General features: G+C 63.9%; 14 protein-coding genes. 12 read left to right on the plus strand and 2 right to left on the minus strand.

Annotation, left to right across the window (positions count from 1 at the left end; translation table 11 throughout):
• Positions 1-30: 30 nt before the first annotated feature.
• The 12 genes from J2S97_RS15555 to J2S97_RS15610 all read left to right on the plus strand — a co-directional run bounded on the left by J2S97_RS15555 (position 31) and on the right by J2S97_RS15610 (position 11,837).
• Positions 31-1,287 carry an ABC transporter substrate-binding protein gene (locus J2S97_RS15555; protein WP_307050847.1) on the plus strand — a complete coding sequence of 419 codons (1,257 nt, stop codon included), beginning with the start codon at positions 31-33 and terminating at the stop codon, positions 1,285-1,287.
• 87 nt (positions 1,288-1,374) lie between these two features.
• Positions 1,375-2,343 (plus strand): carbohydrate ABC transporter permease, encoded by a 969-nt coding sequence (locus J2S97_RS15560; RefSeq protein ID WP_307050848.1) that lies wholly within the window; start codon positions 1,375-1,377, stop codon positions 2,341-2,343.
• A complete protein-coding gene (locus tag J2S97_RS15565; protein WP_307050849.1) occupies positions 2,343-3,227 on the plus strand; it encodes a carbohydrate ABC transporter permease in 885 nt (294 codons plus the stop codon). Before J2S97_RS15560 ends, J2S97_RS15565 begins: the two co-directional genes overlap by 1 nt.
• Positions 3,228-3,268: 41 nt before the next feature.
• Complete coding sequence (locus tag J2S97_RS15570) at positions 3,269-5,023, plus strand: DUF5605 domain-containing protein (RefSeq protein WP_307050850.1); 1,755 nt, start codon at positions 3,269-3,271, stop codon at positions 5,021-5,023.
• Between the two features lie 78 nt (positions 5,024-5,101).
• A complete protein-coding gene (locus J2S97_RS15575) occupies positions 5,102-6,856 on the plus strand; it encodes a hypothetical protein (RefSeq protein WP_307050851.1) in 1,755 nt (584 codons plus the stop codon).
• A 28-nt stretch (positions 6,857-6,884) separates the two neighbouring features.
• Entirely contained in the window at positions 6,885-7,640 is a 756-nt protein-coding gene (locus J2S97_RS15580; protein WP_307050852.1) for an SDR family NAD(P)-dependent oxidoreductase, read from the plus strand.
• 104 nt (positions 7,641-7,744) lie between these two features.
• Complete coding sequence (locus J2S97_RS15585; protein WP_307050853.1) at positions 7,745-8,323, plus strand: sugar O-acetyltransferase; 579 nt, start codon at positions 7,745-7,747, stop codon at positions 8,321-8,323.
• 4 nt (positions 8,324-8,327) lie between these two features.
• The gene (locus tag J2S97_RS15590; protein ID WP_307050854.1) at positions 8,328-8,888 is read left to right on the plus strand and encodes a TetR/AcrR family transcriptional regulator; all 561 of its coding nucleotides are present in this window, start codon (positions 8,328-8,330) and stop codon (positions 8,886-8,888) included.
• Between the two features lie 103 nt (positions 8,889-8,991).
• A complete protein-coding gene (locus tag J2S97_RS15595; RefSeq protein ID WP_307050855.1) occupies positions 8,992-9,630 on the plus strand; it encodes a GOLPH3/VPS74 family protein in 639 nt (212 codons plus the stop codon).
• Positions 9,631-9,672: 42 nt separating this feature from the next.
• Positions 9,673-10,512 carry a GOLPH3/VPS74 family protein gene (locus J2S97_RS15600; protein ID WP_307050856.1) on the plus strand — a complete coding sequence of 280 codons (840 nt, stop codon included), beginning with the start codon at positions 9,673-9,675 and terminating at the stop codon, positions 10,510-10,512.
• Between the two features lie 54 nt (positions 10,513-10,566).
• Positions 10,567-11,361: an alpha/beta fold hydrolase gene (locus tag J2S97_RS15605; RefSeq protein ID WP_307050857.1), complete on the plus strand. Its 795-nt coding sequence runs from the start codon at positions 10,567-10,569 to the stop codon at positions 11,359-11,361.
• Between the two features lie 104 nt (positions 11,362-11,465).
• On the plus strand, positions 11,466-11,837 hold the full coding sequence (locus tag J2S97_RS15610; protein WP_307050858.1) for a VOC family protein: 372 nt from the start codon (positions 11,466-11,468) through the stop codon (positions 11,835-11,837).
• 66 nt (positions 11,838-11,903) lie between these two features.
• Here J2S97_RS15610 and J2S97_RS15615 read toward each other — a convergent pair whose 3' ends face one another.
• The gene (locus J2S97_RS15615; RefSeq protein ID WP_307050859.1) at positions 11,904-12,293 is read right to left on the minus strand and encodes a VOC family protein; all 390 of its coding nucleotides are present in this window, start codon (positions 12,291-12,293) and stop codon (positions 11,904-11,906) included.
• A 27-nt stretch (positions 12,294-12,320) separates the two neighbouring features.
• Positions 12,321-12,755: a hypothetical protein gene (locus J2S97_RS15620; RefSeq protein WP_307050860.1), complete on the minus strand. Its 435-nt coding sequence runs from the start codon at positions 12,753-12,755 to the stop codon at positions 12,321-12,323.
• Positions 12,756-12,767 lie beyond the last annotated feature (12 nt).

The raw sequence follows: 12,767 nt of genomic DNA on the forward strand, positions 1-12,767 counted from the left end.
CCACAACTACCCCTACGAAAGGACGCGACGATGCGTTTGCTTGCCAAAGGCGCTGTTGCTCTTACGGCCATTGCTGTGCTGGCCGGCTGTTCCGCCGGCTCAGGATCCAATGCCTCAGGCAAAACCCAGCTGGACTGGTGGGTGATCAACCCGAGCTCCCCGACTGCGGCCAAAGCTCAGGACAAGATCATCCAGGATTTCGAAGCTTCCAACCCTGACATCACGGTCAAGAAGACGAATCGTGCAGTGGACGCACACAAGGACGCCCTGCGCACCGCGATTGGTACTTCTGCGGCGCCGGACATTTACGACTTCTGGGCAGGCCCGGGTCTCGGCGGGGAACTGGTCAAGAACAACGCCAGCATCGACCTGTCCAGTCAGTACACCGAGTACAAGTGGGAGAGCCGGTTCACGGAGGCCGCCCTTGAGCCGGTCAAGCAGTACGGCGGTTTCCACGGTGTGCCCTGGAAGCTCAACGGTGAGGCCATGTACTACAACAAGGCATTGTTCGAACAAGCCGGCATCGCGAAACTGCCAACGACCATGGACGAGCTGAACGACGCCGCTGCCAAGCTGAAGAACGCCGGCATCACGCCGATCCAGTTCGGTGGAACCGTCAACTGGCACGTGATGCGCCTGCTCGATACCTTCCTCGAGGGCTATTGCGGGGCGGAAACTTTCGACAAGCTGGTCACCAATCAGGCGAACTGGGGTCAGGAAGAGTGTGTGACCGAGTCCTTCACGAACCTTCAGAAATGGTCAAAGGACTACTTCAACCCCGGCTTCATCGGCATCAATAATGACGAGTCCTCCGCCCTCTTCTTCAGCGGCAAGGCAGCGATGGCCCTTGAAGGCGACTGGTTCAATTCCCAGATCAAGGACAAGGCCAAGGTCGAGGACTTCGGCGTGTTCCCCTTGCCGACAGGTACAGGCCGCATGTACGGCTTCGAGCAGGCCATGTACGTCACCAAGGACAGCAAGAACGCGGATGCAGCGGCCAAGTTCCTGGACTTCATGATGTCCACCCCGGTCCAGAAGGAGACGCTGGGCACGTTCTCGACGCAATCGGTAAACAAGGAAGTCAAGCCCACCGAGACGGACGAACTCAGCACGTCCTGGGCGGGTATCTTCGCCAACGCCAAGGGCCTGTACATGAACAACGATCAGAACCTCAGCCAGTCCCAGACCACTGAGTACTGGCGCATCCAGAATCTGGTTGCCACCGGCGGCCTTGACCCGGCTAAGGCCGGGGCAGAGCTCCAGAAGTTCCTGGATACGAGCAAATAGCTCTTTCGCTCAGGGGTGGGGCTGTGTGTTCCGCACGGTCCCACCCTTCAGCCCCATGACCGATCCAAAGATCAAAGGCGACCTCTTTTGTCTAAGCTCACAGCCACGCGCCTCCAGACGCCCCCAGTTCCTGTTCCGCGGCAACCTCCGAAGAAACCACTCCTGAAGCGCCTTGCCAGCGGCGGGTTTATCGCAGCCCTGCCCTTCCTTGCCCCTGCTCTGGCCGCATATGTTGTCTTCGTCATCGGCCCGATGGTCAGCGCCGTGCGCCTGAGCCTCTACGAATGGTCAGGCTTCAACACTGACCCGCAGGTGTTCGTCGGGTTCCAGAACTATGTCCGCCTGTTCACCCAGGACGCGGTGTTCTGGACGGCCCTGCAGAACACCGTCATCTGGGTTCTCCTGTCTTTGGTCATTCCGACCACCCTCGGCCTGGTGATGGCACTGTCCCTGAACCGTCCGATCTTCGGCCGGAACCTTTTCCGCTCCGTCTTCTACATCCCGGGGGTGCTGGCGCCGATCGCCATCGCGAACATGTGGCGTTGGATGTACAACCCGAACTACGGCGTCTTCTCAGAACTCGCAAAGGCCTGGCATCTGGGCGACGGTTCAGGCGTTACCTTCCTCAGCGACCCCAAGGTGGCCATTTACGCCATCTTCGCCGCGTTTGTCTGGCAGATCGCCGGCCTGAACATGGTCCTCTTCCTTGCCGGTTTGCAAAGCGTGTCCAAGGAACTCGTTGAGTCGGCCCGCCTGGATGGCGCCAACAACTGGAAGGTCTTCCGCCACGTCACCTTCCCGGCCCTCCGCCCCACCATCGTGGTCGTCATGGTGCTGACCATCGTGCACTCCATCAAGGTCTTCGACCTCGTGGTCGGCATGACAGGCGGCGGTCCCGCCCAATCCTCACAGGTGCTGGCACTCTGGTCTTACTCCCAGTCATTCCTCCAGCACGACTTCGGAATGGGCAACGCGATAGCCACGGTGCTGCTCGCCATCACCCTTGTCCTTGTCATCCCCTACCTGATCTGGTCCACCAAAGGAAACGAAGACTGATGAGCACCCTCACTCTCAGGCCCGCGAAGAACGCCCACGGGACCTCGCGCCCACGCCGCAACGTCGATTACGTCCGCGTCGGGCTGTGGCTCGCACTGGCCGTGACTATGGTCATCTGGGCCATGCCGCTGATCTTTGTGATGTTCACGTCGCTGAAGTCCGAAGCCGCGATCTTCTCCACCTCGTCCTTCTCCCTGCCTGCTGCCGCCGAATGGCAGAACTACGCCGATGCGTTGGAGACCGGAAACCTCCTTACCGCCGGCGGCAACAGCCTCCTCATTGCCGCCATCAAGGTTCCCTTGGGCCTGCTGTTCTCAGCAGCTGCGGCCTTCGGCTTGTCCCGGATCCGCTTCAGGCACAGCAAACTGATCCTGGGGGCCTTCGCGCTGGGTTCCATGGTTCCGATCCAGGTTGCCCTCGGGCCGCTGTTCAAAATCATCCTGGACCTGGGCATGCTTAACAGCCCGCTTGGCGTGATCCTCCCGTATATCGGGTTCGGGCTGCCCATCCAGATCTTCATCCTCCACGGCTTCTTCAGCGCCATACCCAAGGAAATAGACGAAAGCGTCCGCGTGGACGGCGGCGGCAACTGGCGCCTCTTCTGGCAGATCATCCTTCCCCTGTCCAAGCCCGCTCTCGCCGCGCTGTTCATCCTGGACTTCGTGGCCACCTGGAATGAATACGCCATCGCCTTGGTGATCCTGCAGGACCAGGCAGCCCAGACAATTCCGCTGGCCATCCAGGGCTTCCAGTCCCAGTTCACCAGCTCCTACGGTCCGCTGAACGCCTTCACGATCATGTCGATCCTCCCGGTACTCATCGTGTACCTGCTCTTCCAGCGCTACTTCGTCGAGGGCATGTTCAGCGGCGCCGTCAAGGGGTAACACCGCACATTCGCAACAACTTTCAACGCAGAAAGGCCATCATGGCGACCTTTACCGCAACAACCCCGCTCTTCGAGGTCATGCGTGACCCGGCCGGACACGAGATCCTGGCCCACCACGTGCCCGAGCTCGCGGCCAACCCGCTGCTCCATACCCTGTACCACTACCAGCTCGGCTTGATTCTCGGCACCGAGGAATCCCTGCGCAACGACCCGGCTAAGAAAGCCGAGATCCTCGCAAAGATCGAGGCCCTGCAGCCCTCACCGGCGCCCGACCGTTCCGACCGGGACAACGAACCGTCCGCCGGCTACGAGTCCGAATCGGTGGAACGTGGCAGCGCCCAAGCAGACTTCGCGGCCAAGGGACGGAAATGGAAGCGACACGAGATCACGCTGCAGGGCCCCTCCCACGGCAACCCGTTCACGGAAGTCACCCTGACCGCGGACTTCACCTCCGAAGGAGAAACGCTCACGGTTCCCGGCTTCTACGACGGCGACGGGACATACCGTGTCCGGCTGCTTGTCCCGGCAGAGGGGGAGTGGTCCTTCATCACCCGAAGCAACGCCAAGTCCCTGGACGCCATCACCGGAAGCTTCACCGCGGCGGCCGCTTCACCGGATGCCCGCGGCGTGGTCCGAGTGGCCGACACGTTCCACTTCGCTTACGACGACGGAACACCCTACCTTCCGATCGGCACAACCTCCTATGTCTGGACCCATCAGGGCGACGCCCTCGAAGAACAGACCCTGCAGTCCCTGAAAAACGGTCCCTTCAACAAGATGCGCATGTGCGTCTTCCCCAAGTCCTACCTGTTCAACGAAAACGAGCCCGGGATCTACCCCTATGAGGGGACCCTCGAGGACGGCTTCGACTACACCCGGCCCAACCCCGCCTACTACCACCATCTGGAGAAGCGGATCAGCCAACTGGAACAGCTTGGCATCGAGGCAGACCTGATCCTCTTCCATGCCTACGACCGGTGGGGCTTCTCCACGATGAACGCCGCGGCGGATGACCTGTACGTAAAATACGTCACCGCGCGGCTGGCATCCCACCGGAACATCTGGTGGTCGCTGGCCAACGAATTCGACCTCATGTTCGAGAAGACAATCGAGGATTGGGAACGCTTCGCCGCGATCGTGCAGGAGAACGACCCCAACAAGCATCTACTCTCCATCCACAACTGCCGCCAGATGTATGACCACTCCCGCCCGTGGGTCACGCACGCAAGCATCCAGCGGCTGGACATCTACAAGACCGCCGAAATGACCACCCAGTGGCGGCAGGAATGGCAGAAACCCGTCGTCATCGATGAATGCGCCTACGAAGGGAACATCGACCAGGGCTGGGGCAATATCACGGGCGAGGAGATGACGCGGCGGTTCTGGGAAGGTGCCATCCGCGGCGGCTACGTCGGACACGGCGAAACCTACGTCCACCCGGACGACATCCTCTGGTGGGCCAAGGGCGGCAAGCTGCACGGTACCAGCCCGGACCGCATCGGATTCCTGCGCCGCATCCTGGAGGAAAGCCCCGCAGGCCACCTCGAGCCTCTTCCCGGCCACTGGGACGCGCCCAGCGCCGGCATCAAGGACCAGTATGAGCTGATCTACTTCGGCTTCAACCAGCCCACGTACCGGCGGTTCGTCATGCCCCCGGGCATCCGGTTCGAGATCGATGTCATCGACACCTGGAAAATGACAGTGAAAACCCTTCCCGGCACGTTCGAAGGCCGCTTCCGCATCGACCTTCCAGGCCGGCAGTACGTCGCCGTTCGGCTGCGCGCCGTGGCCTGACCTCCAACCAACAGCCGGGGGCGGGTCTTCCTGTCCCCGGCCGGCCATACTTCGCCCATCCCGACCGAAAGCACAAATGTGATCCTCGCCGAGAACGAATCCCGGCTCCTTGCACCGGCCCAGACGATTGCAACCGGCCTGTGGCGCCTGCAACTGCGCGGGGACGAACTGGCCGACTTCGAATACCGCGGGCATCCCGTGCTCAGGGCGATCAGGCCCGTGGTCCGCGATCACGACTGGAGGACGCTGGCGCCGATCGTCGAATCAACAACCTGGAACGACGACGGCAGGTTTACCCTGCGGCTCGTCGTCGCGTTCGCCGGATTTGGCGTCGAATACCGTGCAGACCTGGCTGTCCGGATTTTCGGGGACGACCTCACGGTGACCTTTGATGGTGTCGCGCCCGGCGACTTGCGCAGCAACCGCATCGGCCTGGTGGTCCTGCACCGACCGGACGACGCCGGGCGCAACGTCACCATCACGGCACCAGACCAGACCCGCACCAGTAGCGCGTTTCCCACGGACATCAGCCCGCACCAGCCGTTTATTAACATCGCAGCGATGGGGTGGGAACGCGACGGCACTGCGTTCGGGCTCGCATTCAGCGGCGACATCTTTGAAACTGAGGATCAGCGGAACTGGACCGACGCTTCCTTCAAGACCTACAGCACGCCGCTGTCACGTCCCTTCCCCGTCACCGTCCATGCCGGGGACCGGGTGCACCAGAGCGTCCGTCTGACCGCCGCACCAGCAGACATGGCGGCATCAGCAGACCAGACGCCAGAAGCTCCGGAACCTCCGCCCGAGGTGCTGACTGTGCGCGGGCAGGCCCAAGGCCGCGTACCCGCCTTGGGAACGTCGTCGTCCCCGTCAGCTATCGGACTCGGCGAGGTACGCGGCCTGGGCGCACTGATCGTCGAAGTTCCGGGAGATGACACCGCCTCAGCCACCCAAATCCTGGGGCATGCCGTGCAGCAGGCAGCAGAGCTGGGCGCGGCGCTGGACGTGAGGATCATCGCGACCGGCCCCGGGGAAATTCGGGCCGTGATGGACCTGCTGCCCTTAGAAAACGCAAACAGAATCGGCGCTTTCAGCTCCCGCAGCCACGTCACAGAGCCTGACCTGTGGGAGGAACTGCACTCCGAAGCGCAGCGGCGCGGTTTCACGGGCGCACTCCTAGCCGGGGCCCGCGCCCATTTCGCCGAACTCAACCGGCGCCGGGAGGTCCTACCCGGCAATGCCGATGCGATTACTTACAGCATTACACCCCAGATGCACGCCACCGAAGTACCCCACATCGTCGAAAGCCTCCCCATCCAACGGCAAACGGCGCTGAACGCGCTCCGGATCGGGTCCGGCAAACCACTGCACATCGGACCCGTGACGCTCAAACCACGCTTCAACGCCGTCTCCACCGACGGGGCTAATGACGCGGGGACCATCGAGGAAATGATCGCCGACCCGCTGCAGGCAGAAGACTTCACAGCCGCCTGGTTGCTGGGCAGCATCGCGGCCCTGACCCTGCCCGGCGTCGAATCCGTCAGCTACTTCGAGGCCAGCGGAACCAGGGGTTTGCTCACCGACGCTGGCACCCCGACGCTGGCATTCCACCTTCTTGAAAAACTGGCGGCCTTGCGCGGCGCCGACGTGCTAGAGGTCGAGGGTGCCGTCCCCGGGCTGGTTCTCTACCCGGCTAAGTCGGGCTCCGGCGTCGTGCTCTTTGCCGCGAATCTCACGGCCAAACCGCTGCGCGCGGCGGTAAAGCTTGAACACGGCTACACGCGCACCTTAGACATTCCCGCTTGGTCGGCAATAGTCCGGCCGCTGGGCTGAATCCACCAAACACGAAATGAGGAACATGATGTCCAACAGGCTTTCAGGCAAGACCGCCCTCGTCACCGGGGCCGGGTCAGGCATCGGACTGGCCGTGGCGCAACGCTTCACCGCCGAAGGTGCCCGGGTGTACTTCGCCGACATCAACATTGAAGCTGCCGAAAAAGCAGCCGCCGCCACCGGCAACGACAGTGCCGCCGCCCTTCCGATGGACATCTCGGACGAGGCCAGCGTAGAAGCCGCCTATGGCACCATCGCCGCCGGGGGCCTGCTGGACATCGTCGTAGCCAACGCCGGCGTCCAACTCTTTGGCCAGGACGCCAAAGTCGGCGACCTCTCCCTGGAAGTCTGGGAAAAAACCGTAGCGATCAACCACCGCGGGGCGTTCCTGACGCTCAAGCACGCCGTGCGGGCCCTCGAGGGCCGGGGCGGATCGATCATCTGCACTGGCAGCCCCACAGCGGTAGTCGCGTGCGGGCAAACGTTCACCGCCTACTCCAGCTCCAAGGCCGGCGTCCACGGGCTTGCGCGCGTCGTGGCCGCCGACTATGCCAGAGAAGGCATCCGCGTGAACACCGTGGTGCCTGGTTACACCGAGACCCCTCTCGTGCAGACCATCGCAGACGATCCATTCAGCCGCGCGGGCCTGGTCGACTCCACCATGCTCGGTCGGGCAGGCACCGCCGCCGACGTCGAAGGGATCATGGTTTTCTTGGCCAGCGATGAATCGGCCTACGCGACAGGCGGCCTCTTCACCGTCGACGGCGGCCTCACGGCACTCTGACAACCCCACGCCAAACAACGTTTCCGGGACCGGGACGACGGCGGGAAGTCCCGCCGTCGTCCGCTTCTTGTCCGCTGCCGGCGCCGATGTGTACGATCGTACGCATGCCTGATTGCTTCGCGGGAGATCCACGCACGAACCGGGAGCGGATGCTGTCCGGAGACCTCTATATTGCCGATGATCCGGACAACGCCGCTGCCTTCCACCGCGCCCTGCAACTGACGCACCGGTACGCGGCCGCCTACATTGAGGACCCGGGATCAGCGCGGCCCATCCTTGAGGAGCTCGTGGAAGACCTCGGGGAGAACGTCGACGTCTGGCCTCCCCTGTCGGTGGACTACGGCAGCTACATCACCATCGGAGCCGGGACGATTATCAATTCGGGCCTGACCGCCCTGGACGTCGCCGCCATTACGATCGGCCGTGACTGCCAGATCGGCCCGAACGTCCAGCTGCTCACCCCCACCCATCCGGTGGACCCCCAGCCGCGCCGGGACAAGCTGGAGGCCGCCGAGCCGATCACCATCGGGGACAACGTTTGGCTGAGCGGCGGAGCCATAGTGCTGCCAGGCGTGACAATCGGGGAGAACAGTGTGATCGGCGCCGGCGCCGTCGTCACCAAGGACGTCCCCGCCAACGTGGTGGCCGTGGGCAATCCCGCCCGCGTCGTGCGCTCCATCTAGGCCCATGGCGCAGCGTCGCTTTGACCCGGAACGCCGCGATCGGATTATCGATGCGGCCCTGGACGTGATTGCCGAACACGGCGTTGCCGGAGCATCACACCGGAAGATCGCCGCCCAGGCCGATGTGCCGCTGGGATCAATGACCTACCACTTCAGCGGCATGGAGGACCTGCTGCATGGGGCGTTCACCCGCTTCTCCACCGCCATCTCCGCCCGTTTCGAAGCAGGCCTCCTGCAGGCGCATACCTTGGAAGAGGCACGGGAAGCGGTGGTGGATCTGATCCACGAGGACCTGAACGTGTCGGCCCGGGAGCTGGTTCTGACCCAGGAGTTGTACACGCTTGCGGCCCGGGACGCGGCCTACCGGGCCATCACCCACGCTTGGATGCGGCAGAGCCGCACCTCGTTGGCCCGCCACTTCGACCCGGTCACGTGCCGGATGCTGGACGCTCTGATCGAAGGCTCCTTCCTGCACGCAGCCCTGGATACGGAACAGCATGACCGGGCGGTGACGGCAGAAGCCGTCGCCCGGATCACCACTCCCGTCTCTTCACGGGATCACTGACGGCTCCGACAAACGCAAGCGGACGACGGCGGGAGGTCCCGCCGTCGTCCGGCCCTTACGAATCGCCGTTGTGGTGTCTGCCCAACTGGGCCACCATGATCGTATGAACGCTGAAACACCGAAGGCCGAGGAGCTGAGCCTTCCGCAGGCTCTCCTCCTCCTGGCGACGAACGACAAGAACGGCGAAGCTGAACTGCCGATAGTCGTACTCAAAGCCGCTCTGGCAGGGGCAATACTGGCTGAGCTGCACCTCCGCGGTGCAATCGGGCTGCAGGGAAAGCACGTCAGGGCTACCGGCACCGCCACGCAACCGGATTTCCAGCACCAACTGGACCTCATCCGGGACAAATCACGGCCGCACACGCCCAAGCGGTGGGTCTCGATGCTGGAAAGCCGCGCCGAACTGCACCGTGTCTACGAGGGCATGGTGTCGCTGGGCATCGTGGATCACGTCGGCGAAAAACACCTCGGTCTGTTCGGGTCCACGCGGTATCCGGAGAAAGACCACGCCCCGGAAGCGGCGATCCTGCAGAAGATCCAGGCCGCGCTGGGCGGTTCGCTGTCCGACTCCAGGACCACGGCACTGATCGCACTCCTTCAGGCAGCAGGGCTGCTCGACAGGCTTTTCCCGGCAGCAGATCAGGGCCGGGTAAGGCAACTGGTGAAGGACCACTGGCCGTCCCGTGCGGTGACGGACGAACTGCGCATGATCAGGCTGGCGGAGGCTGAAGCCGCCACGTAGTCGACCGTTGTGGCGGATGCCCAACAGGTCCACCATGAAGGTATGAACGCTGTGACACCGAAGGCCGAGGACCTAAGCCTTCCCGAGGCTTTCCTCCTTCTGGCAACGAACGACAAGGACGGCGAACCTGAACTGCCGTTGTACGTACTGAGGACCACCTTGGCCGGGGCGATACTTGCTGAGCTGGACCTGCTCGGCGCCATCGCGCTGGAGGGGAAGCACGTCAAGGCCAGCGGAACCGCCCCTGAATCGAAGTTCCAGCACGAGCTGGAGCTCATCCGGGAAAAACCACGGCCCCACACTCCCAAGCGGTGGGTCTCCATCCTGGAGGGCCGCGGCGAAGTGCAACGTGTGTACGAAGGGATGGCGTCGCAGGGCATCGTGGAGCATATCGGCGAAAAGCACCTGGGCCTGTTCAAGTCCACGCGCTACCCGGAGAAGCAGCACGCTCCCGAAGCGGCGCTCCTTCAGAAGATCCAAGCAGCACTCGGCCTGAAGCCGTCGGGCGCAGCGCCGTTGGATGCCGCGCCGCCTGATGCAGCGCCGTTGGATGCCGCGCCGCCTGAAGCGCCAGCCATGCCAGCAGGTGCCACGCCGCCGGGTGCCGCGCCGGCAGGTGCCACGGTGCCGGCAGACGCAACACTGGCAGGTGCAACACCGCCGACCGCCGCACCGCCTGCCGCACCGCCCGTTGCAGCGCCGCCCGATGCCAGGACCACGGCACTGATTGCGCTGCTTCAGGCAGCCGGCCTGCTCATCAAGCTTTTCCCGGAAGCAGATCAGGACCGGGCGGTTGAACTCGTGAAAAACCACTGGCCGTCCCGAGCGGTGGAGGACGAACTGCGCCTGATCCGACTGGGGCTGGCAGAAGCCGCAAGCTAACGGGCCAGGACCTGAGCCCTGTTCGTCGGCAACGCCCCGGCGTTAGGATGCCGTGTGACTTTCACCCACGGCTTCGCGGACAACAACGGCCTACGCATGTACTACGAGGTCCACGGACAGGCGGTGCCCGGCCAGGCCCCGCTGCTCCTCATACCCGGCGGCGGCTCCACCATCGGCACCAACTTCGCAGAAGTCCTCCCGCTACTGGCCGGACACCGCCAGGTGATCGCCGTTGAGGAGGAGGGCCATGGGCGCACCCAGCCGACCAGCCGCCCCCTCACGGCCGAGAACTCGGCCGGCGACATCCTCGCTGTCTTGGACCGGCTCAATGTGGAAGCCGTGGATGTGCTGGGCTTCAGCGCCGGCGGCCACACCGCCGTCGCGCTGGCCCTCGGGCGGCCGGCTGCGGTCAGGCGCCTGATCGTGGCTTCCACCTTTGTGAGCCGCGATGCCGTACCGGACGAGTTCTGGGACGGCATGGCGAGGGCCACCCTGGATGACATGCCGGACACCTACAAGGACGCCGACCGCCTCCTCAACCCTGAACCCGGCCACTTGGAACGACTCTTCGAGCTGGACAGGCAGCGCATCCTGGACTTCACCGGATGGTCCGTCGAAGAGCTGGGCACCATCACGGCACCCACGCTCATCGTGAGCGCCGACCGCGACGTTGTCAGCGCCGAATACGCCGCGCGGATGGCCGGAATGATCCCGGGCGCACGCCTGCTGATCGTTCCCGGCGGCCACGGCGACTACCTCGGCGAACAGGCCGCCAGCGGAGGGGATTTTCGGACGATGCACGCCACCCTTCCGTTCCTCCTGCGGTTCCTCAGCGAGCAGGCCGGGTAGGGGAGCGGACCCAAACGCAAGCGCACGACGGCGGGACGTCCCGCCGTCGTCCGCCCCACCCCGTATCATCGGGACCACCCGTCACCCGGAGAGTGGAGTAGCACATGCAGCTCGGCGCCTTCTCGATCAGCGTCAGCGTTAAGGACATCGCGGCATCGGCCGCGTTCTACGAGAAACTTGGCTTCAGCAGTTTCGGGGGCGACATCACCCAGAACTGGTTGATCCTGAAGAACGGCGAGACCGTCATCGGCCTCTTCCAAGGGATGTTTGAGAAGAACATGCTGACCTTCAACCCGGGCTGGAACCAGAACGCCGAGGGGCTCGGCTCCTTCACCGATGCGCGCGAGCTCCAGCAGGACCTGAAAGCCCAGGGCACGGAGTTCGTTTCGGAGGCCGACGAGGCAACCACCGGGCCTGCGAGCTTCATCGTGGTGGACCCGGACGGCAGCCCGGTCCTTGTCGACCAGCACCGCTGACCGGCACCGCCCGCAAACAAAGCAGACGACGGCGGGAGGTTCCGCCGTCGTGCGCTTGAACCTGCACTACTTGCCGGCGGGCTGGAACAGCTCCACCACGTTGCCGGCCGGATCTTCGAGCAGGATCTGCTGACCGCCCGGACCGGTGACAATGTCGTTCCGGAACGTGACGCCTGCCGCCCGCAGCCGGTCCACCTCAGCCGCGATATCGCCCACGATGAGGTGGATGCGGTTCCATCCGCCCGGTGAAGGCACCGTGCCATCCGGCATTGGCCGGCCGGCCGAGCTGGTTGGCCCGCTCAGCAGAAGCCGCAGCTGACCGCGGGCGACGTCCGCGAACGCCGGTGCGGCGCTCATACTTAGGGTGAATCCGAGGTGCTTTGTGTAGAAAGCGATCGCCGCGTCGACGTCGTCCACCATGTACCGGACGCTGACAAGGTCCGTGTCGTCGGGCATTTCCAGCTCCTTTCCGAACTCGAGTGGTCACCCGGCGTCGGCTGGTTTGGCGAGCGATATTTCCGTGTGGGTAATGACGGCGGAGCACTGGAACTGCGCGCTGCAGGTTTGCAGGTAGACAGAAGCTGCGGCGGCACCTTCATTGAACGCCATCATGTTTGGAATGACTCGTATGGTGACTGTCTGGGCCTGCTTGGTGCAGCTGAGCTGATCGTTTCCGCCGCCGCCGGCGATCCGTCCTTCACTGACTCTTTGGGTGATTTGGACGACGGGAATTGCGATGATCAGGGCGGGGTCGGAGTCGCACACGAAGGTGACGGGAACATCCACCGCGGCGCCGTCGGCGACGAGTATTCCCGGGCCCGCGCTCACGAGTGCGGCGGGGGCTGCCTGCGCGGGGGTGGCGATGGTCACGAGCATTGCGGCAAGAGCGGCGGCGAGGCAGCTTCTGGTGCCTAACATCAGGTTCTCCCT

This window comes from Arthrobacter oryzae (assembly GCF_030812315.1).
Classification (GTDB): Bacteria; Actinomycetota; Actinomycetes; order Actinomycetales; family Micrococcaceae; genus Arthrobacter; species Arthrobacter oryzae_B.